This is a genomic window from Pseudomonas sp. WS 5411 (genome assembly GCF_012985595.1).
Taxonomy (GTDB): Bacteria; Pseudomonadota; Gammaproteobacteria; order Pseudomonadales; family Pseudomonadaceae; genus Aquipseudomonas; species Aquipseudomonas shahriarae.
In genome coordinates this window covers 59,159-81,582 of the sequence record NZ_JAARMC010000018.1, presented here as the reverse complement: position 1 = coordinate 81,582, position 22,424 = coordinate 59,159, and the positions used below count along the sequence as shown (strand labels likewise).

23 protein-coding genes are annotated in these 22,424 nt (G+C 61.5%); 11 read left to right on the top strand and 12 right to left on the bottom strand.

Annotated elements, in window-relative coordinates; genetic code table 11:
- Positions 1–28 precede the first annotated feature (28 nt).
- The 7 genes from HBR93_RS20610 to HBR93_RS20580 all read left to right on the top strand — a co-directional run bounded on the left by HBR93_RS20610 (position 29) and on the right by HBR93_RS20580 (position 7,134).
- Positions 29–928 carry a DMT family transporter gene (locus HBR93_RS20610; RefSeq protein WP_169960958.1) on the top strand — a complete coding sequence of 300 codons (900 nt, stop codon included), beginning with the start codon at positions 29–31 and terminating at the stop codon, positions 926–928.
- Between the two features lie 130 nt (positions 929–1,058).
- Positions 1,059–3,986 (top strand): monovalent cation/H+ antiporter subunit A, encoded by a 2,928-nt coding sequence (locus HBR93_RS20605; RefSeq protein WP_169960957.1) that lies wholly within the window; start codon positions 1,059–1,061, stop codon positions 3,984–3,986.
- Entirely contained in the window at positions 3,986–4,330 is a 345-nt protein-coding gene (locus tag HBR93_RS20600; RefSeq protein ID WP_005789164.1) for a Na+/H+ antiporter subunit C, read from the top strand. Before HBR93_RS20605 ends, HBR93_RS20600 begins: the two co-directional genes overlap by 1 nt.
- Positions 4,327–6,009, top strand: coding sequence for a monovalent cation/H+ antiporter subunit D (locus tag HBR93_RS20595; protein ID WP_169960956.1), 1,683 nt, complete (start codon positions 4,327–4,329; stop codon positions 6,007–6,009). The genes HBR93_RS20600 and HBR93_RS20595 overlap by 4 nt, the downstream gene beginning before the upstream one ends.
- A complete protein-coding gene (locus HBR93_RS20590) occupies positions 6,006–6,494 on the top strand; it encodes a Na+/H+ antiporter subunit E (RefSeq protein WP_057439052.1) in 489 nt (162 codons plus the stop codon). The genes HBR93_RS20595 and HBR93_RS20590 overlap by 4 nt, the downstream gene beginning before the upstream one ends.
- Positions 6,491–6,769: a K+/H+ antiporter subunit F gene (locus HBR93_RS20585; protein ID WP_038440496.1), complete on the top strand. Its 279-nt coding sequence runs from the start codon at positions 6,491–6,493 to the stop codon at positions 6,767–6,769. Before HBR93_RS20590 ends, HBR93_RS20585 begins: the two co-directional genes overlap by 4 nt.
- The gene (locus tag HBR93_RS20580; protein ID WP_057439053.1) at positions 6,766–7,134 is read left to right on the top strand and encodes a Na+/H+ antiporter subunit G; all 369 of its coding nucleotides are present in this window, start codon (positions 6,766–6,768) and stop codon (positions 7,132–7,134) included. Before HBR93_RS20585 ends, HBR93_RS20580 begins: the two co-directional genes overlap by 4 nt.
- Positions 7,135–7,270: 136 nt before the next feature.
- On the opposite strand, the gene HBR93_RS20575 is transcribed toward HBR93_RS20580, so the two are convergent.
- On the bottom strand, positions 7,271–7,708 hold the full coding sequence (locus HBR93_RS20575; protein ID WP_057439054.1) for a DUF3995 domain-containing protein: 438 nt from the start codon (positions 7,706–7,708) through the stop codon (positions 7,271–7,273).
- Positions 7,709–7,798: 90 nt separating this feature from the next.
- Between HBR93_RS20575 and HBR93_RS20570 the strand changes: the two genes are divergently transcribed.
- Positions 7,799–8,188 (top strand): DUF2946 family protein, encoded by a 390-nt coding sequence (locus HBR93_RS20570; RefSeq protein WP_057439055.1) that lies wholly within the window; start codon positions 7,799–7,801, stop codon positions 8,186–8,188.
- Between the two features lie 95 nt (positions 8,189–8,283).
- Complete coding sequence (locus tag HBR93_RS20565; protein WP_169960955.1) at positions 8,284–10,398, top strand: TonB-dependent receptor; 2,115 nt, start codon at positions 8,284–8,286, stop codon at positions 10,396–10,398.
- 186 nt (positions 10,399–10,584) lie between these two features.
- On the opposite strand, the gene HBR93_RS20560 is transcribed toward HBR93_RS20565, so the two are convergent.
- From HBR93_RS20560 to HBR93_RS20550, 3 genes are all read right to left on the bottom strand, one after another.
- Positions 10,585–11,601, bottom strand: coding sequence for an ABC transporter substrate-binding protein (locus HBR93_RS20560; RefSeq protein WP_057439057.1), 1,017 nt, complete (start codon positions 11,599–11,601; stop codon positions 10,585–10,587).
- A 116-nt stretch (positions 11,602–11,717) separates the two neighbouring features.
- Positions 11,718–11,915: a hypothetical protein gene (locus tag HBR93_RS20555; protein WP_057439058.1), complete on the bottom strand. Its 198-nt coding sequence runs from the start codon at positions 11,913–11,915 to the stop codon at positions 11,718–11,720.
- The gene (locus tag HBR93_RS20550; RefSeq protein ID WP_057439059.1) at positions 11,915–12,364 is read right to left on the bottom strand and encodes a hypothetical protein; all 450 of its coding nucleotides are present in this window, start codon (positions 12,362–12,364) and stop codon (positions 11,915–11,917) included. Before HBR93_RS20550 ends, HBR93_RS20555 begins: the two co-directional genes overlap by 1 nt.
- Positions 12,365–12,756: 392 nt before the next feature.
- On the opposite strand from HBR93_RS20550, the gene HBR93_RS20545 reads away from it, so the two are divergent.
- Together HBR93_RS20545 and HBR93_RS20540 are read left to right on the top strand one after the other, a co-directional pair.
- Positions 12,757–13,011 carry a hypothetical protein gene (locus HBR93_RS20545; RefSeq protein WP_057959202.1) on the top strand — a complete coding sequence of 85 codons (255 nt, stop codon included), beginning with the start codon at positions 12,757–12,759 and terminating at the stop codon, positions 13,009–13,011.
- Positions 13,012–13,091: 80 nt separating this feature from the next.
- Positions 13,092–13,328: a DUF2789 domain-containing protein gene (locus tag HBR93_RS20540; protein ID WP_057439060.1), complete on the top strand. Its 237-nt coding sequence runs from the start codon at positions 13,092–13,094 to the stop codon at positions 13,326–13,328.
- A gap of 7 nt (positions 13,329–13,335) precedes the next feature.
- Here the strand turns inward: HBR93_RS20540 and HBR93_RS20535 are convergent, their stop codons facing one another.
- The 8 genes from HBR93_RS20535 to HBR93_RS20500 form a co-directional block, all read right to left on the bottom strand.
- Entirely contained in the window at positions 13,336–13,539 is a 204-nt protein-coding gene (locus HBR93_RS20535) for a hypothetical protein (RefSeq protein ID WP_169960954.1), read from the bottom strand.
- 125 nt (positions 13,540–13,664) lie between these two features.
- Positions 13,665–15,281, bottom strand: a complete 1,617-nt coding sequence (locus HBR93_RS20530) for a methyl-accepting chemotaxis protein (RefSeq protein ID WP_169960953.1) — start codon at positions 15,279–15,281, stop codon at positions 13,665–13,667.
- Positions 15,282–15,447: 166 nt separating this feature from the next.
- Positions 15,448–15,852 (bottom strand): TraR/DksA C4-type zinc finger protein, encoded by a 405-nt coding sequence (locus HBR93_RS20525; RefSeq protein ID WP_003214706.1) that lies wholly within the window; start codon positions 15,850–15,852, stop codon positions 15,448–15,450.
- 404 nt (positions 15,853–16,256) lie between these two features.
- Positions 16,257–17,294 carry an ABC transporter permease gene (locus tag HBR93_RS20520; RefSeq protein WP_057439063.1) on the bottom strand — a complete coding sequence of 346 codons (1,038 nt, stop codon included), beginning with the start codon at positions 17,292–17,294 and terminating at the stop codon, positions 16,257–16,259.
- 21 nt (positions 17,295–17,315) lie between these two features.
- Positions 17,316–18,854 carry a sugar ABC transporter ATP-binding protein gene (locus tag HBR93_RS20515; RefSeq protein ID WP_057439064.1) on the bottom strand — a complete coding sequence of 513 codons (1,539 nt, stop codon included), beginning with the start codon at positions 18,852–18,854 and terminating at the stop codon, positions 17,316–17,318.
- A gap of 62 nt (positions 18,855–18,916) precedes the next feature.
- On the bottom strand, positions 18,917–19,852 hold the full coding sequence (locus HBR93_RS20510) for a sugar ABC transporter substrate-binding protein (protein WP_057439065.1): 936 nt from the start codon (positions 19,850–19,852) through the stop codon (positions 18,917–18,919).
- A gap of 364 nt (positions 19,853–20,216) precedes the next feature.
- Positions 20,217–21,263: a Gfo/Idh/MocA family oxidoreductase gene (locus HBR93_RS20505; RefSeq protein WP_169960952.1), complete on the bottom strand. Its 1,047-nt coding sequence runs from the start codon at positions 21,261–21,263 to the stop codon at positions 20,217–20,219.
- A 137-nt stretch (positions 21,264–21,400) separates the two neighbouring features.
- On the bottom strand, positions 21,401–22,411 hold the full coding sequence (locus tag HBR93_RS20500; RefSeq protein WP_057439067.1) for a Gfo/Idh/MocA family oxidoreductase: 1,011 nt from the start codon (positions 22,409–22,411) through the stop codon (positions 21,401–21,403).
- Positions 22,412–22,424: the final 13 nt, after the last annotated feature.

Below are 22,424 nucleotides of genomic sequence, written 5' to 3'. Positions count from 1 at the left end.
GCCCTTCCTGTGCAAGACCAGAGCCGCCATGACCACCTCGACCGCCTCCCAGCTGTTTTCCCGCTTCAGCAAAGCCGAATGCGTGCTGGTGCTGATCACCATGATCTGGGGCGGTACGTTTATCCTGGTGCAACACGCCATGACCGTCAGCGGGCCGATGTTCTTCGTCGGCTTGCGTTTTGCCGCAGCGGCGCTGGTGGTCGGCCTGTTTTCCTGGCGCAACCTGCGCAGCCTGACCCTGTTCGAGCTGAAGGCGGGCGCCTTTATCGGCACGGCGATCATGTTTGGCTACGGCCTGCAAACCATTGGTCTGCAGACCATCCTCAGCAGCCAGTCGGCGTTTATCACCGCGCTCTACGTGCCGTTTGTGCCGCTGCTGCAGTGGCTGGTGCTGGGGCGGCGCCCGGGGTTAATGCCAAGCATCGGCATTATGCTGGCCTTCGCCGGCCTGATGCTGCTGACCGGCCCGGCCGGCGCATCACTGAATTTCAGCCCCGGGGAAATCGCCACGTTGATCGGCGCGATTGCGATTGCCGCCGAAATCATCCTGATCAGCGCTTATGCGGGCCAGGTGGATGTACGCCGGGTGACCGTGGTGCAACTGGCCACCGCCTCGCTGCTGTCGTTCCTGCTGGTAGTGCCCACCGGCGAGGCATTGCCGGGTTTTTCCTGGGTGTTGCTGTTCAGCGCCGTCGGCCTGGGCTTGACCAGTGCGGTGATCCAATTGGCGATGAACTGGGCGCAGAAAAGCGTCTCGCCGACCCGTGCCACCCTGATTTATGCCGGCGAGCCGGTGTGGGCCGGGGTGATCGGGCGGATTGCCGGTGAGCGCTTCCCGCCGATGGCCATGGTGGGGGCGGTGTTGATTGTGGCGGCGGTGATTGTCAGTGAGATCAAGACGCGAGAGCGCAAGCCCGTATCCCTGTAGGAGCCCGCACCTACACCGCGACAGATAGGCATTTTCGGTCCATCTTGTAGGATCCTGCCACAGGTTGCCGTTTGGTAATCCGGTTTCCGGCACGTATGATGCATCCCAAACCACCGCAGATTAGAAGCCTATGTCCCTGATAGTTCTACTGCTTCTGCCTTTTATCGGCAGCTGTCTGGCGGCCTTGCTGCCGCACAACGCACGTAATACTGAATCCCTGCTGGCCGGCCTTGTGGCCCTGGTCGGTACTGTGCAAGTCGCCCTGCTCTACCCCCAGATCGCCGACGGTGGCGTGATCCGCGAAGAATTCTCCTGGGTGCCCGGCCTGGGTCTGGACTTCGTGTTGCGCATGGATGGCTTTGCCTGGTTGTTCTCGATGCTGGTGTTGGGCATCGGTAGCCTGGTGTCTTTGTACGCCCGTTATTACATGTCGCCGGACGACCCGGTGCCGCGTTTCTTCGCGTTTTTTCTGGCGTTCATGGGCGCGATGCTCGGGTTGGTGATCTCCGGCAACCTGATCCAGATTGTGTTTTTCTGGGAGCTGACCAGCCTGTTCTCGTTCCTGCTGATCGGCTATTGGCACCACCGTTCCGATGCGCGCCGGGGTGCCTATATGGCGCTGATGGTCACCGGTGCGGGTGGTTTGTGCCTGCTGGCGGGGGTCATGCTGCTCGGCCATGTCGTCGGCAGTTACGATCTGGACCAGGTGCTCGCCGCCGGTGACCAGATCCGTGCCCACTCCCTCTACCCCGTCCTGTTGACGCTGATCCTGATCGGCGCCCTGAGCAAAAGCGCGCAATTCCCCTTCCACTTCTGGCTCCCCCACGCCATGGCTGCACCGACCCCCGTGTCGGCCTACCTGCATTCGGCCACGATGGTGAAGGCCGGCGTGTTCCTGCTGGCCCGCCTGTGGCCCTCGCTGTCGGGTAGCGAAGAGTGGTTCTGGATGGTCGGCGGTGCCGGCGCCCTGACCCTGTTGCTCGGCGCGTATTGCGCGATGTTCCAGAACGACCTCAAGGGCCTGCTGGCCTACTCGACCATCAGCCACCTGGGCCTGATCACCCTGCTACTGGGCCTCAACAGCCCGTTGGCCGCCGTCGCGGCCGTGTTCCATATCCTTAACCACGCCACGTTCAAGGCCTCGCTGTTCATGGCCGCCGGCATCATCGACCACGAAAGCGGCACCCGTGATATCCGCAAGCTCAGCGGCCTGGTGCGCCTGATCCCGTTTACCGCGACCCTGGCCATGGTGGCCAGCGCCTCCATGGCCGGGGTGCCGTTGCTCAACGGTTTCCTGTCCAAAGAGATGTTCTTCGCCGAAACCGTGTTTATCTCCTCGACCCAGTGGGTAGAAATCGCCCTGCCGGTGATTGCGACCATCGCCGGCACCTTCAGCGTGGCCTATGCCCTGCGCTTCACCGTGGATGTATTCTTCGGCCCGGCTGCCACCGACCTGCCGCACACGCCCCACGAACCGCCACGCTGGATGCGTGCGCCGGTCGAGCTGCTGGTGTTTACCTGCCTGCTGGTGGGGATCTTCCCGGCCCAGGTGGTGGGCTCGATCCTCGCCGCCGCCGCCCTGCCGGTGGTCGGCGGCGTGTTGCCCGAGTACAGCCTGGCGATCTGGCACGGCTGGAACGCGCCGATGATCATGAGCCTGGTGGCCATGACCGGCGGTGTGGTCCTGTACCTGCTGCTGCGCAAGCAACTCAAGCGCGGGCGTTTCAAGTACCCGCCGATCATCAGCTACTTCAACGGCAAGCGCATGTTCGAGCGCTGCCTGGTGGTGATGATGCGTGGCGTGCGCAAGATTGAAAAACACATCAGCACCAAGCGCCTGCAGACCCAGTTGTTCCTGCTGGTGCTGGTGGCGGTGATCGCCGGGATGATCCCCATGCTGGGCAGCAGCCTGAGCTGGGGCGACCGGCCGAAAATCCCGGGTTCCATCGTGTTCGTCACCCTGTGGCTGTTGGCGATCACCTGCGCCCTGGGCGCCGCGTGGCAAGCCAAGTACCACCGGCTGGCAGCCCTGACCATGGTCAGCGTGTGCGGCCTGATGACCTGCGTGACTTTTGTCTGGTTCTCCGCACCGGACCTGGCATTGACGCAACTGGTGGTCGAGGTGGTGACGACGGTCCTGATCCTGCTGGGCCTGCGCTGGCTGCCACGGCGGATCGAAGAAGTCTCGCCACTCCCGAGTTCGTTGCGCAAGGCGCGCATCCGACGCTTGCGCGACTTGCTGCTGTCGACCGTGGTCGGTGGCGGCATGGCGCTGTTGTCCTACGCGATGCTGACGCGCCAGACCCCCAACGATATTTCTTCGTTCTACCTCAGCCGCGCCCTGCCTGAAGGCGGCGGCAGCAATGTGGTAAATGTGATGCTCGTGGACTTCCGGGGCTTCGATACCCTGGGCGAGATCACTGTGCTGGGCGCCGTAGCCCTGACCGTCTATGCACTGCTACGCCGCTTCCGTCCGCCCAAGGAAAGCGAGCAACTGCCCGCGCAACAGCGGCTGTTGGCGCCGGATGTGGACACCGACCTGGTCAACCCACGCCAGGCCAGCGACACCGCCCTGGGCTTTATGATGGTGCCCGCGGTGCTGGTGCGCCTGCTGCTGCCGATTGCCCTGGTGGTGTCGTTCTACCTGTTTATGCGCGGCCACAACCAGCCGGGCGGCGGCTTTGTCGCCGGGCTGGTGATGTCGGTGGCGTTTATCCTGCAATACATGGTCGCCGGTACCCAGTGGGTCGAGGCGCAGATGAACCTGCGACCGATGCGCTGGATGGGCTTTGGCTTGCTGTCGGCGACACTGACCGGACTGGGGGCGCTGTTCTTCGGCTACCCGTTCCTCACCACCCACACCCTGCACTTGAGCTTGCCGGTGTTGGGCGACATCCATATCGCCAGCGCGCTGTTTTTCGATGTCGGCGTGTACGCCATGGTGGTCGGCTCGACCCTGCTGATGCTCACCGCCCTCGGCCACCAATCGGTACGGGCCCATAAACCCGGCAACCAGGCGAAAGCCGCCGCCACGCCACCACAAGGAGCTGCTGCCTGATGGAAGAAGTCATCGCAATTGCCATTGGGGTCCTGGCGGCCTCCGGCGTCTGGCTGGTGCTGCGACCACGAACGTTCCAGGTGGTGATGGGCCTGTGCCTGTTGTCCTATGGGGTCAACCTGTTCATCTTCAGCATGGGCAGCCTGTTTATCGGCAAGGAGCCGATCATCAAGGACGGCGTGCCCCAGGATCTGCTCAATTACACCGATCCCCTGCCCCAGGCCCTGGTGCTGACGGCGATTGTGATCAGCTTCGCAATGACCGCGCTGTTCCTGGTGGTGCTGCTGGCGTCCCGGGGCCTGACCGGCACTGACCATGTGGACGGCCGGGAGCCCAAGGAATGAGCTGGATGAACCAACTGATCATCGCGCCGATCCTGCTGCCGTTGCTGACCGCTGCGTTGATGATGATGCTGGGCGAGAAACACCGACCGCTCAAGGCCAAGATCAACCTGCTGTCGAGCATGACCGGCCTGGGCATCGCGATGTTGATGCTGTACTGGACGCAAAAAGGCGGCCCTGCCTCCATTGGCGTGTACCTGCCGGGCAACTGGCAGGTGCCGTTCGGCATCGTGCTGGTGGTGGACCAACTGTCGGCCCTGATGCTGGTACTCACCGGGATCATCGGCGTCAGCGCCCTGCTGTTTGCCATGGCCCGCTGGGACCGCGCCGGCACCAGCTTCCATGCATTGTTCCAGATCCAGTTGATGGGCCTCTATGGGGCCTTCCTCACCGCCGACCTGTTCAACCTGTTCGTGTTCTTCGAGGTGCTGCTGGCCGCGTCCTACGGCCTGATGCTGCACGGCTCGGGCCGGGCGCGGGTGTCGTCGGGGCTGCATTACATCTCGATCAACCTGCTGGCTTCGTCGCTGTTCCTGATTGGCGCGGCGCTGATCTACGGGGTCACCGGCACCCTGAATTTCGCTGACCTGGCGCTGAAGATCCCGCTGGTGCCAGAAGCCGATCGCGGCCTGCTGCATGCCGGCGCGGCGATCCTCGCCACAGCGTTCCTGGCCAAGGCCGGGATGTGGCCGCTGAATTTCTGGCTGGCGCCGGCCTACTCCTCGGCCAGTGCGCCGGTGGCGGCGATGTTTGCGATCATGACCAAGGTCGGCGTGTACACCGTGTTGCGCCTGTGGACCCTGCTGTTTTCCGGGCAGGCCGGCGCCTCGGCGCTGTTTGGCGGTGACTGGCTGGTGTACGGCGGCATGGCCACCATCCTCTGCGCCGCCCTGGCGATGCTTGCCGCCCAACGCCTGGAGCGCATGGCCAGCCTGAGTATTCTGGTCTCGGCCGGCATCCTCCTGTCGGCGGTGGGTTTTGCCCAGCCCAACCTGACCGCCGGCGCGCTGTTTTACCTGGTCAGCTCGACCCTGGCCCTGAGCGCGCTGTTCCTGCTGGCTGAACTGATCGAACGCTCGCGCTCGGCCAATGAGCTGCCTCTGGACGACGAAATCGAAGTGTTGCCACGGCCGGTGGAATCCCTGCATCCACCCAAGGGCACCAACCTCGACGATGAGCAAAAGGCCGTAGTCGGCCAGGTCATCCCGTGGACCATGGCCTTCCTCGGCCTGAGCTTTATTGCCTGCGCCCTGCTGATCATCGGCATGCCGCCGCTGTCAGGGTTTATCGGCAAGCTCAGCCTGCTCAGTGCGCTGGTCAACCCGCTGGGCCTGGGCCATGCCGTGACGGAGCCGATCCGCCCGGCAGCCTGGGGCCTGTTTGCGCTGCTGATCTTCTCGGGCCTGGCCTCGCTGATCGCCTTTGCGCGGCTGGGCATCCAGCGCTTCTGGACCCCGGAAGAACGGCCTTCGCCGCTGCTGCGCCGCTTTGAGTGCATACCGATCTTCGTCTTGCTCGGCCTGGCAATTGGCCTGACCTTCAAGGCGGAAATGCTCATGCGCTTTACCCAGGACACCGCCAACAGCCTGAACAACCCCGAGCACTACGTGATGGCCGTCATGGCCACCCGCCCGGTGCTGGGCCCGCAAGCCCAGGCCGCCGCCGTGGAGGTGCAGCCATGAAACGCCTGTTCCCTGCCCCGTGGCTGTCATTGGCACTGTGGGTGCTGTGGCTGTTGCTGAACCTGTCGATCAGCCCCGGCAACCTGTTGCTGGGGGCGATCCTCGGCATCCTCGCTCCGCTGATGATGGCGCCGCTGCGCCCGCTGCCGGTACGGATCCGTCGCCCAGGGGTGATCATTCGCCTGTTCTTCCTGGTCGGCCGCGATGTCATCATCTCCAACCTGCACGTGGCCTGGGGCGTCTTGACCTGCGGCTCGCGGCCGCCGCGCTCGCGCTTTGTAAAAATCCCCCTGGACCTGCGCGACGCCAACGGCCTGGCTGTGCTGTCGATGATCACCAGCGTGACCCCCGGCACCGTGTGGTCGGAGCTGGCCCTGGACCGCAGCATCCTGTTGCTGCACGTGTTCGACCTGGATGACGACGCGCAGTTTATCGAGCACTTCAAGCAGGCCTACGAACGGCCCCTGATGGAGATCTTCGAATGAGTGCCCTGCTCGCCAATGCGATCCTGCTCAGCCTGTTCCTGTTTTCCCTGGCCATGGTCCTGACCCTGGTGCGCCTGTTCAAGGGTCCTTCGGCCCAGGACCGGGTCCTGGCCCTGGATTACCTGTATATCCTGGCCATGCTGATGATGTTGGTGCTGGGCATACGCTACGCCAGTGACACCTACTTCGAAGCGGCACTGTTGATTGCGCTGTTCGGCTTTGTCGGCTCGTTTGCCTTGGCCAAATTCCTGCTGCGTGGGGAGGTGATCGAATGATCAATGTCAGTGAACTGCCACTGTGGGTGGAAATCCTCGTGGCGATCCTGCTGGTGCTCAGCAGCCTGTTTGCGCTGATTGGCGCCATCGGGCTGTTGCGCATGAAGGACTTTTTCCAGCGCATGCACCCGCCGGCACTGGCCTCGACCCTAGGCGCCTGGTGCGTGGCGCTGGCGTCGATTATCTACTTCTCGACCCTCAAGTCCGGGCCGGTGCTGCATGGCTGGCTGATCCCGATCCTGCTGTCGATCACCGTGCCGGTGACCACCTTGTTGCTGGCGCGCACGTCGCTGTTCCGCAAGCGCATGGCGGGGGAAAATGTACCGGCCGAGGTCAGCAGTCGCAGGACTGACAGCGGTAGCTGATCCCTCTGAATATACGCGCTAAACAATGTGGGAGCGGGCTTGCTCGCGAAAGTGGTGGGCCAGTCAAATATTTACCAACTGATCCACCGCTTTCGCGAGCAAGCCCGCTCCCACATTTGGCCCTGCATACCGTCAATCAGGCCCAGGCCACGACCAACAGCCCAGTCCCCAGCATCAGGCACAGCGGCGAATAGAAAAACGTATCCAGCCGCGCAAACCGCGACCCGCCGACTTTCTTGAAGAACCCCACCAGCTCCGAATCACCAATCGCCCGCGCAAACATGATCAAGGCAATCGCGCTGATCCCCCACTGCAGGGCCTGATGCCCCACTGGCTGGAAAAACAGCCCCGCCCGCAGGCTTACCAACAAGGCAATCAGCACCAACCCCACCGCCACCAGGAAGGTGCCCAGCGCTGACGGTTTGAACGCCGGTCGCGGCCCACTGGCGAACTCGCCGGGCAGTTGCGGGATCGCCGCCGTGCTGCCTAGCTTGCCGCCTGCGGCCCAGTACACATGGACCATGCTGATAAACGCAAAGACCCCGACGACCCACCTCGCAATAACAAAGCTCATGGCTGGACACCCCTGGAAAAGTGCGAGAAAGGATAGTCCTTTTCAGATTTTTTGCAGGGTTTTAGTCGTCTGATGTTAAAGTGCCGGCCCATGAAACTCGCCCGTGCCGACCGCTCGTTGATTGCCTGGATGCTCTATGGCTGCGTCCTGTTCAACGTGTTCGCCTGCAGTATTGGTCATGGGCAAATGGTCGGCATGCAGCTCAACGGCATTGGCGGCCAGTTCTGTACGGTAGACCCGCGCACCCAGGCGCCAGCCCCCGTCAATACGGGCGATGAGTCGCTGCCCACGCTGTCCAAAGCCTTCGGTTGCCCGCTGTGTTCCACCGGCGGCATGGGCCCGGCGCTCAACTCCAGCCTTAACGTCGCGGTCCTTCCCCAGCCGCATGCGCCACCTCCGGCGGTGGTGCTCACCGCTGACATTCCCACCCGTTTTACCTGGCCTGCGGCTAATCCGCGCGCCCCGCCCGCCTACGCCTGATACCTGCGCTTTTTGATCCGCACACCGCGCAGCTTCCCCCGGGAAGCGCGGACGGCTGTGCGCTGCTTCCAAGCCCTGCTTTTCAGGATTTACCGATGAAACATTTACCTCTACTGGCGGGCCTGTTCGGCTGCCTGCCTTTCAGCGCCTGGGCCCTTGAGCTGGCCCCCACCACCATTGACGGCGCCGCCACCAACGAGCCTGGCCTGGCCCTGGACCAATCCAGCGGCATGGCCTCGCGCCTGGGCCTGAGCGTGCGGGAAACCCCGGCTTCGATCAGCATCGCCGACCGCCACGATATCGAACGCCGTGGCGCCAAAACCTTCCAGGATGCGGCCAACACCCTGCCTGGGGTCAACGCCAGTGCGCCGCCGGGGTTTGGCGGGTTTATCTCCTACCGGGGCTTTACCAGCAGCCAGATCACCCAGATGTTCAACGGCATCAACGTCGCCAGTGGCCTGGCGCGACCGGTGGATGCCTGGATTTATGACCGGGTGGAACTGGTGGGCGGCCCCTCCTCGCTGATCAACGGCGCCGGCTCCGTGGGCGGTTCGCTGAACTACGTGACCAAGCTGGCCAACCGCGAAGAACAGGCCGTCGAAGGCCAGATCAACTACGGCAGCTACGACACCACCGGCATCGCCCTGGGCCTCAACCACGCCCTGACCGAGCCCGGCGCCGAGGTCCAGCACTATGCGCGCCTGGATGTCAGCCGCAACACCAACCACACCCATATCGACCGCCAGCAACGGGAGTCCTGGAGCGTGGCGTTTTCCCTGCTCAGCGACCTGACGCCCAACCTGTCCCACACCCTGGCCCTGGAATACCAGGACGAACACGAAGACAGCCCGTACTGGGGCACCCCGGTGCTCAACCCCAAGGCCGGCGAGCTGAAGATCGACAAGCACAACCGTTTCAACAACTACAACGTCGCCGATGGCCGCTACGAACAACGCACGATCTGGGCCCGCTCGATCATCGACTATCGGATCAACGACAGCACCACCCTGCGCAACACCCTCTACCACCTGGACAGCCAGCGCGACTACCGCAACCTGGAGACCTACCAGTACAGCCCAGACAACAGCGTGGTGAACCGTTCGACGGCCTATCAGGTACGGCATCAGGGCGAACAGAACGGCAACCAGTTCGAGCTGCGCCATGACAGCAGTGTGTTTGGCCTGGCCACTACCTGGTCCGGTGGTTTCGAATACAAGGTCAACAGCACCACCAACAGCCCTTTGAACGTATCCCCCAAGAACGCGGTGGACCCCAACCACTACGATCCGGGGCATTTCTACGACCTGCCCGGCACCCGGCCCGGCTTTATCAAGGACAAGACCACCGAAGTGACGACCAAGGCGCTGTTTGTCGAAAACCGCCTGGGCCTGACCGACACGCTGTCGCTGCTGACCGGCCTGCGTTATGACGCCATCGATTTGGACGTGACCAGCCACCGCGACAACCTGGGTAACGTCAAGCGCCGTTGGGAGCCGGTCACCGGGCGGGTGGGCCTGACCTACCAGTTCATCCCGTCGGCCAATGTCTACGTGCAATACAGCACCGCCGCCGAACAGCCCACCAGCACCACCCAGGTGTTTGATGTCTCCACCGGCAAGCAATGGGAAGTGGGCAGCAAGTTCGATTATCTGGACGGGCGTGGTTCAGCCACCGTGGCCGCTTATCACATCGAGCGCAAAGACTTTGCCGTGACCGATCCACAAGACCCCACCCGCAGCATTGCGGTGGGTGCGCAGTCGTCCAAGGGCATCGAGCTGGCCAGCTCATTGCGCATCACCCCCAAGCTCTTGGCGGAAGGCAACTTCGCCTGGGTCGACGCGCAATACGATGACTTCAACGAGAAAACCGCCAGCGGCGCAGTGGTGTCGCGCAAGGGCAATACGCCGACCAACGTACCGAAACGGGTGGGCAACCTGTGGCTGACCTATGACATCGCCCCCGCCTGGCAAGGTGGCGTAGACGCGCGGTACGTGGCGCAGGTGTATGCCGACAATGCCAATACCCTGACGGTGCCGGCGTATACCCTGTTTGGCACGTTCCTGACCTATAAGGTCGATCAACACACCTCGGTGACGGGCCGGGTGCGCAACCTGACCAATGAGGTGTATGCGCAGTTTGCCCATGTATCGCCGGCGTATTACCTGGGGTCGCCGCGCACCTTTGAATTGGCCGTGCAGACCCAGTTCTAAGGCTGGAATGCAGTTAAAACTATAGGAGACCGGCTCTAAGGCTGGAATGCAGTTAAAACTGTGGGAGCGGGCTTGCCCGCGATGGCTGACTGTCAGTCAATACATTGGGCTGCTGAACCACCGCTATCGCGGGCAAGCCCGCTCCCACACAAGCCCGCGCCCACAGCTTGATCCTCATATGAAAGGTTATTTGAGGCTGGCCTCGACCTTTGCGGCCACTTCCTCCGTCAACCAGGCCTTCCACACCTGCGGGTGATCCTTGAGAAACGCCTGCGCCACTTCACGGGGCGGGGTGTGTTTCTCGCTCATCGTCGCCAGGGCCTGATTGAGCGGGCCAATCGGAAAGTCGACTTTTTCAAAGAACTGCGCAATCTGCGGATACTGCTGCTGGAACGGCGTGGACACGCCAATGCTCAGCTTGGACGCCAACGAACGCGTGGGCTTGGGGTTGGGATTGTCGGCATCGGTCAGGGTCTTCCAGGCCTCGGCGTCGAACGCCGGCTCCTCCAGCTGGACCAACTTGTAACGCCCCATCAAGGGGGTTGGCGACCAGTAGTAGAACAGGATCGGCTTGCCACGGCGGATCGACGAGGCAATCTCGGCATCCAGCGCCGCGCCTGAACCGCTGCGAAAATTGACGTAGCTGTCGTCCAGGCCGTAAGCCTTGAGTTTTTGCTTATTGACCACTTCCGAGGTCCAGCCGATAGGGCTGTTGAGGAACCGCCCCTTGCCCGGGGCTTCCGGGTCCGCGAACACGTCCTTGTAGCGCACCAGGTCCTTTACGCTACGCAGCTCAGGTGCCAACGGCGCAATGCCCTTGTCCGGGTCGCCTTTGACCACGTATTCCGGCACCCACCAACCTTCGGTCGCACCCTTGACGGTATCCCCCAGGCCAACCACCTTGCCTTCGGCTTGCGCCTTGATCCACACCGGGCTGCGGCCCGCCCACTCCTCGCCAATCACCTGGATATCATTTTTCGCCAGGGCGGTTTCCAGGGTGATGGTGGTTCCGGGCAAGGTGTCGGTGGGTAAATCGTAGCCTTTCTCGACGATAAACCGCAGAACTTCGGTGATCAGGCTGCCACTTTCCCAATTCAGGTCGGCAAAGTGAATGGGCGCCTGGGCAGCCGCTACCGGTGCGGCCGCCATCGACAGGCCCAGGGTGGTAACGGACGCTGCCAACAGCGCGCGAATTGCTTTCATGCCTTTGAACCTCGTGTATGCACAGCCAGGGTGGATGGCTTTGCTGTCACGCCGCGAAAGCCTCTGAACAATTAAGTCCACTGAACTGTAGTAGAGGTTCAAACGGTTGCCGATATTCAGGGCTGCTGATGCAAACGCTGTAGTTCCCGGCGCACCATGCTGGCGTACTCGGCAGGCCGCAGGGCATACAGTTGGCTGGCCACCCAGTTCAACCAGGCACCTTGCAGATCATCTTTGCGGGCAAACAGTTCAGCAGCCTTGGCTTGGGCATCCGCCAGGTGTTGCTGGTGAAACTGTGCCCGGCCTTCGCTCATTATTCGCTGGCCTTGAACGTCACCAGCTCACCTTTGCGCCACTTGGCGGCTTTGCCGGTCACGGCCTTGAGGGTCTTGCTCAGGCCTTCCTGCAATTGTTCATTGGCGGCGAACACCAGCATTACGCTGTGACCTTCCTTGAACACAATGCCCTCGCCCTGCGCGGTGGACACAAATGCATAGTCGCCCAGGCCATAGACCGTCAACTTGATGTCGCGAAACTTCAGTTCGAACTTGCCACCTTCACGACTGGGCAGGACTGCCGCACGAAAATGATCGCCGACCTTGAGTTCCAGTCGAGGCTTGTCATCTACCACCAGCGCTGTTTCGGTATCTATTTCGGCAATGTAAATGCCTTCAGGGGTTTGTTCCGTGATGTAAACAAACCGCGACTGAAATTGTTTAACCAACTTCGCGCGCAAATCACCCAGCACGAACAATGCGTGCATATCCAGATTACTGACTGCCAAGGAAACGCCCCCACATCTAAAAAAGCGCTACCCGCCCGAGGCAGGCAGCACAAAAAAGGCCGATACGGCTCGACACATTGAAAAAACATACTGAAGTTGATTCCCGCCAGACTCGTGCAGCCGGGCATGACCGTCCTTGTACAAGGTCGTCAGGCTTTGCAGGAAATCACAGGTTTATCGGCCAGAGAATACTGGACGTCCCACTTCAGAGAATACCCCACTTGAAAGGGTGGTTTTCCGACAGCCAAAAACCAAGGAAAAACGTTGGATGGAACCGAACGTGAGCTGCCGACAACAATATTAGAACAGCAACGCAGCTCAAAACCACCCGAAATGCTGCAAGCAGGTCAATAGATCGAAAGGAGCTGGTCATGCAACGAGTTCAACGCCAACCGACACAGACTTCCGGTGCCTTATCACGCAAGGATAGCGCGCTATTCTACAGCGTGTATGCCAATGGCGTGTGCGCAGATTTCGCCTTGTACCGCGTCGTCCCCGCGGGAAGGAATTTTTTCCATATCCTGGAAGTGCCCAGCGGCCGGATCAAAGGCTTTCGCAGTGATCACAACAAGGCCTGCGCCCTGGCCAAGGAACTGGAAGCCCTCCTCTGCCCCCCTGCCCGTTGAGGAGCGGCTGCAGCCAAATCGAACTATGCGCGCTGGCACACCTCCCATACGAGTAGAAGCTCACTCTTTTGGAGAATGAAATGGACGCGCCAACGCACACCCTACACGACCTGTTCGAACAATTGGGCCTGGAAGCCTCGCCTGCAGCCATTGACAAATTTATCGGTGAACACCCCCTGCCAGAGGATGTGAAGCTGATCGACGCGCCTTTCTGGACCCCACAACAGGCGCAGTTCCTCAAGGAAGAGCTACGCGAAGATGCGGACTGGGCGATTGCCGTGGATGAGCTGAACCAGCGCCTGCATCAGAGCGCCTGACCGGCCCTCAGTGCAGGCGGTCTGATTGCTTGAGGTCCATCAGGGCCTGCCAGGCGGCGCGGCACTCCTGGGCTTCGTCGCGACTGGCGAAGGCCGTGCCGCGCTGTTCCCCGTTGAGCAACACCACCCAACAGGCGCGCAGGCCCAGCGCACGCAGGGTCTGTGGCACCCCACTGCCAATCATCACCGCCACATCGACTTTGTTTTGCATGGAAGTTCTCCGCCATATTAGTTAGCCAGCTAACGATATACCGCATCTTAAGCGGTTCCTTTCACCGGAAAAAGCGACCGGCGTAAAAGCTTCCTTGCATAACACGCAACAATCCTGGCCAGGGTCTAGCGCGCCCCAGCCTGCCCTTCAGGCTTATAGCCCAGGCGCAAACCGCCCCAATGCCGGCCGTTGACCATGATCGGCACGGACAGATCGTGCATCAACTCCCCGGTGTCACGGGTATAGGTTTGCAACAACACAGCCTGCTGGTGGCTGCCACAGCGGATCCCGGTGCGGTCTTCAAACTTGCGCTTGGTGCGATTGTTCACGGCATCAACCTGGGCATCCCCGGTCAGTGCCTGGGAAAACGCCTTGTTGTGCGTCGGCACATAGCCCTGTGGTGTGCAGGCAATCGCGAACACCAGCCCTTCATGACGGGGCAGCAAGGCTTCCTGGATAGCGGGCAAGACCTGATCGGTGTAGCCGTCGAAACGGCTGTGATATTTGGTCGGGTGGCTGTTGGCTATCGGCGTGTAGCTGCGATTGAACAGGTCATCGAGGCTGATGCGGTTCTGTTGGATATCCGCCTCGAACTGCGCGGCGATCTGGCTGGCGCCTTCGCGGGCGAGGTCGTAGATACGCTGGTGATAATCATCCAGACCGACTTCGGCCAGGCGCTCGCTGATGGTTTCGGCCTGCCCTTCCATTTGCACGGCGGCCTGGGCCAATTGCTGGGTCTGTTGGTCGCTGACGGTCAAGTCGCTGCGCATCTGCTCCACGGCATGGAACAGGCTGTCGAGTTGCGCACGGTTGGTCTCGGTGCCCTGGGCAATCTCGCTGACCTGGCCCTCCACACCCGCCGCCAACGTGGCAATGCTCTCCAGTTGCTCGCCGGCATGCTCCACTTGCTCGACGCCGGCCTGCAAATCCACGGACAGTTGGCGGATTTGCTCCACCACCTGGGCGGTACGCTGCTGGATATCCGCGACCATCACCCCCACTTCATCGGTGGCGGTCGCCGTACGGCCCGCCAGGCCGCGCACTTCGTCGGCCACCACGGCAAACCCGCGCCCATGCTCACCGGCGCGGGCGGCTTCAATGGCGGCATTCAAGGCCAACAGATTGGTCTGGCTGGCAATCGACTGAATCACCAGGGTCACGCGCTGGATTTCTTCGCTACGCTGGCTCAGGGCCTCGATCAATTGCCGGCTGTCGCTGGCACGCTGGCTGAGCTGATGCATGCGGCTGATGGATTCCCCCAGCACCGCACGCCCTTCGGTGCTGCGCTGATGGGCCTGGCCGGCCGCCCCCAGGGCATCGCGGCTGAGCTGGGAAGTGACTTGCTCAGTGCCAATCATCACTTCGGCACTGCTGACGATTTGCTGGGCCGCACTCAATTGCGATTGCAACCTGGCGGCCAGTTGCTTGACCGAATAGGCCACGCCAGCGGCCGACAGCGCATTATGGCTGGTGGTGTAGGACAGATCGCGAGTCAACGCGCCAATGGCATCCTCGCTGACATCAGGCGCAGGGCTGCGGGCCGGCCTTTTCAGGCACGGCAGCCAGATCAGCAACAGGGCCACGGGCAGGCAGAGGTAGATCGACAGGTTGGCGAACGCCAGGCCCGACAGTATCAGCACCAGGGCGATGCTTTGCAGCAGCGGAGTCACCCAACCAGGCAGCCGGCGGTTCACCGTGTGTGGCACCACGGCGGCGCCCGTCAGAGATCCATCCCCGGCCATGTTTGTCACCCCACTGCTTGTCATTATTGTGTCTGCATTAAACGCCACTATCTGGCCATTATCTATGGGCCTTTGGTGTTAGGGCTTGCAGCAGATCAATAGACGGGGGGATGACACGCGGGGATCTGTAGGGGCCGGCTCGCCGGCGCCTACAACATCAAACAGATCAGGCCTGGCGCTGATGCTTGTCGATTTGCTCGTGGCGCTCTTGCGCTTCGATGCAGTACTTGGTGGTCGGGCTGATCAGCAGGCGCTTGAGGCCGATAGGCTCGCCGCTGTCGTCACACCAGCCAAAGGAATCTTCCTTGATACGGCCCAGGGCCTGTTCAAGTTGCGGCAGCATGCGCTGGTCGCGGTCGATGGCGTTGACCAACCAGGTGCGCTCTTCTTCAACCGAGGCGGCGTCAGCCGGGTCGGCCGGGGTGTCCAGGCTTTCAATGGCGATGCGGTTTTGCTCAATGCGCTCGTGGTGCTCGACTTTCATGTCTTGCAACAACTTCTCGAAAAAAGCGTGCTGCTCGGCATTCATGTAGTCATCCGCCGGCATGGCCAGCAACTTTTCCTTTGTCATTGATTTCTCTATAAAAAATACGTGCATTAAGGCGAATAAGGGAGCGTTCCGGCCAACCTCTGGAGGTCGGGGAAAGACGCCGTCCATTCCAAGCGCCACCCGGCACTCAATTTACGAGGGGCGGCAGTCTACGGCCGACTTGAGGGCGCAGCAACTGAAATGACAGGCAATTTGTCCGACATTCCCCTAAAAGGCACCAGGACGGGCTTGGCAGGCGGTTATCGGAGTGCGTTTATAGCAAGAAATTCAGTGTCGTGGAGCTATATAGAAGACAAACGGTTATGTGGAAGCGGGCTTGCCCGCGATAGCGGTGGGTCAGTTGATAGATATTTGACTGACCCATCGCTATCGCGGGCAAGCCCGCTCCCACACAAACAAGCCCCACTTTTTGATTCAAATCTCGCTCAGCGCTTGAGTTTGCGCTTGTTGCGATACTGGTCGATCACCACCGCCACCACGATGATCAGGCCCTTGATGATGTCCTGGATATAGGCATCCACCCCGACGAAGGTAAACCCACTGGCCATCACCCCGAGGATCAGCGCGCCAATCACCGTGCCGGTGATACGCCCCACCCCGCCCGCCAGGCTGGTGCCGCCGATGACCGCAGCCGCGATCGCGTCCAGCTCATAAGACATGCCCATCCCTGCCTGCCCGGTAGCCGCCCGTGCCGAGGCAACCACACCGGCCAGCCCGGCCAGCAGCCCGGCGATGCTGTAGACGATGATCAGGTGGCGCTTGACGTTGATCCCCGAGGTGCGCGCCGCCTGCATGTTGCCGCCGATGGCGTAGGTGTACTTGCCGTACTTGGTGTAGCGCAGGGCAATGTGGAAGATCACCGCTACCACCAGAAAGATGATCACCGGCATCGCGCCATGGCCGATGGCCGTGTAGGAATCCGAGAGCATGCTCACCGGCTGGCCTTCGGTGTAATAACGTGCCAGGCCACGGGCCGAGACCATCATGCCGAGGGTCGCAATAAACGGCGGGATGCCGGTAATGGCGATGATGCTGCCATTGATTGCCCCCGCCAGCAGGCCCACGCCCAGGCCGGCGACCACCGGGATCCACACCGGCAAGTCCGTCAGCGATGGAAACACCGCCCGGGAAAAGTCCGAGGTCTGCGCCAGACTCGCAGCGATCATCGCCGACAACGCCAGCACCGAACCCGAGGACAGGTCGATCCCCGTGGTGATGATCACCTGGGTCACGCCAATCGCCAGCAAACCGATGATCGACACTTGCAGGATCATCAGCACCAGGCGCTGGGAGTTCATCAAAAAGCTCTGGTCCCGTACGATCCAGCCAAACAGTTCGAACACCAGGCCGATACCGATCAGCACCAGGAAAATGCTCAGTTCGGTAGGGAACCGCCGCCGGCTCTTGACCGGTGCCGCGGCGGGCTTCTTTTCCTCGGGTTTGCTTTCCAGTATTGCGTTCATTGCCCGTCACCTTTTTATTCGTTAGTGGACTGCCGTCATACCGGAAGCCAACTGCATGACTTTTTCCTGGGTGGCCTCGGCCCGATCCAGGGTGCCCATCAAATCGCCTTCGTGCATGACCATCACCCGGTCGCTCATACCCAGCACCTCCGGCAGTTCCGAAGAAATCATGATCACCGCCATGCCTTCACTGGCCAGGAAGGCAATCAAGCGGTAGATCTCGGCCTTGGCGCCGACGTCGATACCACGGGTCGGTTCGTCAAGGATCAACAGCCGTGGATTGGTCATCAGCCAACGTGCCAGCAGGGCCTTCTGCTGATTGCCACCAGACAGGGTGTCGATGCACTGCTCAAGGGAGGGGGTTTTCACCCGCAGTTTCTTGCACATGTCTTCGCACAAGGCGCGCAGGGCTTTTTGCTGGATAAAGCCATTGCCCGAGTAATGGGGCAGCACAGCCATTTCCATGTTTTCCAGGACCGACAGGCACGGGAACAGGCCACTGAGCTTGCGGTCCTCGGTCAACAGTGCAAACCCCTGCTGGATGGCCATATGCGGGTCGCTGATACGCAACGCCTGGCCGTCGAGGCGGATCTCGCCGCCGTCGCTGGGGGTAATGCCGAAGAGCGTTTCCGCCACGTTGGTGCGGCCCGAGCCCATCAGCCCGGCAATACCGAGGATTTCGCCGGCATGCAGATCAAAGGACACGCCCTGGAACACTCCGTCCAGGCGCAGGTCGCGCACCGACAGCAACAACTCGCCGATGGGCGTCTCGCGCACCGGGAACAACTGGCTCAATTCGCGCCCGACCATCATCGAGATCAGGCTGTCGCTGTCCATGCTGTCGGCCCGTTGCAGACCGATGTAGGCGCCATCGCGAAACACTGCCACTTCATCGGCGATGGCGAACACTTCATTCATTTTGTGGGTGATATAGATGATGCCTTTGCCCTGGGCCTTGAGGTCGGCAATGATCGAAAACAGGTGGGCCACTTCCTTGTCGGTAATCGCCGACGTCGGCTCATCCATGATCAGGATGTCCGAGTCGTAGGACACCGCCTTGGCAATCTCCACCATCTGCCGCTCGGCAATGCTCAGGTTGCCGACCTGCTCCTCTGGGTCCAGGTTGATCCGCAGGCGCGCCAGCAACTCGGCAGTGCGGCGATGCATGGCGCGGTGATTGACCAGGCGCAGCCCGTTGAGCTGTTCGCGGCCGATCCAGATGTTCTCGGCGATGCTCATATGGGGCATCAGGTTGAGCTCCTGGTGGATCATCGCGATGCCCGCCTGCAAGGCGGCCAGAGGCGTGTCAAACACCACCGGCTTGCCCCGCAGGCGGATTTCCCCGGCGTCGGGCTGGTAGATGCCGGCGATGATTTTCATCAGCGTCGACTTGCCGGCGCCGTTCTCTCCCATCAGTGCCAGGACCGAGCCTGGGCGCACCCGCAGTTGCACATCGTCCAGGGCCACGACGCCGGGAAAGCCTTTGCTGATATGGGCGATTTCCAACAGGTAGGGTTGTTCTACACCTGCGGGCTGCACAGCAGTCGCTTGAACAAGCATATCGGGGCTCCATCGGCAGGGCGGCTGTGACCGCCCTGCCCGCTTATTGTTGTGATTGAACGCTACTTGAATGACGCGACGTTGTCCGGGGTGATCAGCTGGAAAGGCACCACGACGTTTTGCTCGACCGCCTCGCCCCTGGCCATTTTCACGGCCGCCTCCACCGAACCGATCGCCTGCCCCTTGGCATCCTGGAACACCGAGAGCGCCATCTCGCCCTTGGTGATCGCATTCAACCCGTCAGGCGTGCCATCGACGCCGCCAATCAACACGCTGCCGGGTTTCACCCCTGCGGTTTTCAAGGCCATGGCGGCGCCAATTGCCATTTCGTCGTTGTTGGCCACGACCGCATTGAACTCGCGGCCCTGGGTCAGCCAATCGTTCACCAGGGTCATGCCCTTGTCCCGCAGCCAGATCCCGGTCTGTTCCTGTTCAATCTTGATGTCCGGGTATTTGTCGAGGATCTCCTTGACGCCCTTGGTGCGATTGGTCGTCGAGTTGTTGGCCAGGTCGCCCAACAGAATCACGATTTTGCCTTTGCCGCCCAGCTTCTCGGCCACGTACTGCATTTGCAGCCTGCCGGCCTCGACGTCATTGGACGTCACCGTCACCACCCCTTTGGGCAGGTCGGCCTGATCCGGACGACGGTTGACGTAGACCAGCGGGATACCCGCCGCCACCGCCGCTTTAGTGATGCGCGCGGTGGAGGCCGTATCCACCGGGTTGACCACCATGGCATCGACTTTCTGGCTGATAAAGTTCTCGACCTGGCTCAGTTGCTTGACCACGTCGGCACGGGCGTCCTCGAACTGCAGCTGCACAGCATCGCCCTTGGGGTAGGACTTGGCTTGCTTGTCCATATCCTCACGCAGGTAGGTGAGGAAGGTGTCGTCGAACTGCGACATGCTGACGCCAATCTTGATATCGGCGGCTGAAGCCACGCCACTGCCGAGCATCATCGACAAGGCCAGCGAGGCGAAACGGATCTGGGTCTTCATGAACGGTCTGTCTCCACTTTCTTGTTGGTTTTCTGGACGTAGCGTTTATCAGAGCGTGGGGGCTGCGGCAGGCAGCCGGACCACCGGCGCTCCCGGAATGCAGCACACCAGGGCACCCTTGCTTTCCACGCAAAGGACATTGAGAAAAGAGAAATAGAAGGGCCGTGCGCGGGGCAGGAAGGCAGAACGTAACACTCGCAGTACAGCGCTGAAGATTTTCATCTGACGGTACCTGGTTGTTTTATCTTGTTTTTGTTGAGTCCCCCGGCCCCCTTATAAAGGAAGGACGAGATGGACTTTCGGCAACCTGGAAATGACTTTATTGGAAAATAATTTCCATATCAACTCATTTTAGAATTTTATTCTATTTCCATTCTCCGCCTTCCATCGTCACCATCTCCACCACTTGCCGGCGCTCGGCGCTGAGCCGGGCGGCATCCAGCACGCGCGTGGTTTCCCAGGCATCCATGGCCTGCACCGGCAGCGCGCCCTGGCCCTGGATTGCACTTTGCAACTGGCGATAGAACTGGTTCCAGGCGCCCTTTTCCGAGGGGATACGCTCGCGTTCCGCACCTTGCTCGAACCAGCCCCAGCGTCGATGTTCTTCGGCGCCCCAGTGCTCGCCTTCGGTCTTCGGACTTTTGCCGGCCAGCAGCGCTTGCTCCTGGCCGTCCAGGCCGTCGACGGTGTAGCAGCCCGCCGTGCCATTGACCCGAAAACGCGGGCCCTGGCAGTTTTGCAGGGCGCTGCCCCACAGGTGGGAAATCACCCCGTTGGCGTGGGTCAGGCTGACAAAAAAGCCATGATCGAGGGTGGGGTGCTCGGCGCTGTACTGCAATTGTGCATACACCCGCTCCACCGGGCCAAACAGTTGCAGGGCCTGGTCCACCAGGTGACTGCCCAGGTCACGCAGGAACCCGCCACCGCTGGCGTTGCCCAGGGCCTGTGGGCTGTAGCGCTCCACCCGGGACTCAAAGCGGGTGATGCTGCCCAGGGCGCCGGCGTCGATCAGCTTGCGCAGGGTCAGGTAGTCCGAGTCCCAGCGCCGGTTCTGGTAGACGCTGAGTGCTACCCCCTCGCGTTCGGCGGCACTAATCAGCGCCAGGGCCTGCTCGGCATTGCTGGCGAAGGGTTTGTCGCTGACCACCGCCACACCGTACTCAATGGCCTCCAGCACCAGGGCCGGGCGCCCTTTGAGGGTGGTGGAAATCACCAGCACCTCCACCCCGGCTTCGACGATCTGCGCAATGCTGTCGAAGGCAGGCACCCCGGGATGCTCCGTCGCCAGTTGCTGGCGGCGCTCGGGGGAGCGGGTCACCACGCCGACAAACGTCGCCCCGGGCAATGTGGCGATCAGCGGGGCATGAAAAAAACGGCCGCCATGGCCGTATCCAACCAGTCCGATTCGCATGAACCAACTCCTTCTTGGAATGGAAACCCAGTCAAAAAATGTGGGAGCTGGCGTGCCTGCGATAGCGGTGTTTCAGGCCCTACATCTGTTGCTGATCCACCGCTATCGCAGGCAAGCCAGCGCCTACACTGACCGCGCTAGCCGTAGAATGCCGGGCGCTGCGGCAGGCTGACCGCAACGATCTGCCCACTGCCCTGGGCCTCGATACACGCGTCAGCCGCCACCGCTGCGGCAAAGCCATCCCACGCCGAAGGCCCACCTACCTGGCCGGCCCGCACGCCATCAATAAAGGCCTGCAACTCGACGTCATAGGCCGCGATAAAGCGGTCTTTCCAATCCATCAGAATCGCATTCGACAGCTTGGCGCCGCTGCGCAATTGCACCTGGGACGGCTCTGGCAATTTGGCAATGCCGGTCTCCCCCACCACCTCGCACTGGATGTCGTAGCCGTACTGGCAGTTCACAAACACTTCCACATCAATCCGCGTGCCCCTGGCGGTTTCCAGCAGCACGATCTGCGGGTCGCGCAAATGGCTCAGGGCCTTGCTGGTTTTACGCGGGAACACCACCTGCACCGACACATAGTCATCGGCCAGCAGCCAGCGCAACACGTCCAGCTCGTGGATCAAGGTGTCGGTGATGGCCATGCTGGTGTTGTAGTTCTCACCCACGCTCGGGTTGCGGTGGGCGCAATGCAGCATCAACGGTTCGCCGATCTGGCCGCTGTCGAGCACCGCCTTGAGGGCCTGGTAGCCCTGGTCATACGGGCGCATAAAACCGACCTGGACCAGGCGTTTGCCGTGGGCCACTTCCGCCTCGACGATCTTGCGACAGCCCTCGGCGGTGACGGCCAGGGGTTTTTCACAGAACACCGGTTTGCCGGCTGCGATAGCCGCCAGCACAAATTCCTCATGGCTCGGCCCCCAGGAGGTGACCAGCACCGCCTCGACCTGCGCCGAATGGATCAGCGCATGACCGTCGGCGTACACCTCGGCGTTCAGTTGCAGGTCAGCCACCACCTGGGCCGCCTGCTCAAGGTTGATATCGGTGACCGCCACCACCTGGCTGTTGAGCAAGGTCTGGCTGCAGCGGCGGATATGGTCCCGGCCGATAGCGCCCGTACCGATCACACCCAGCTTCAAAGACATGGCAACACTCCTC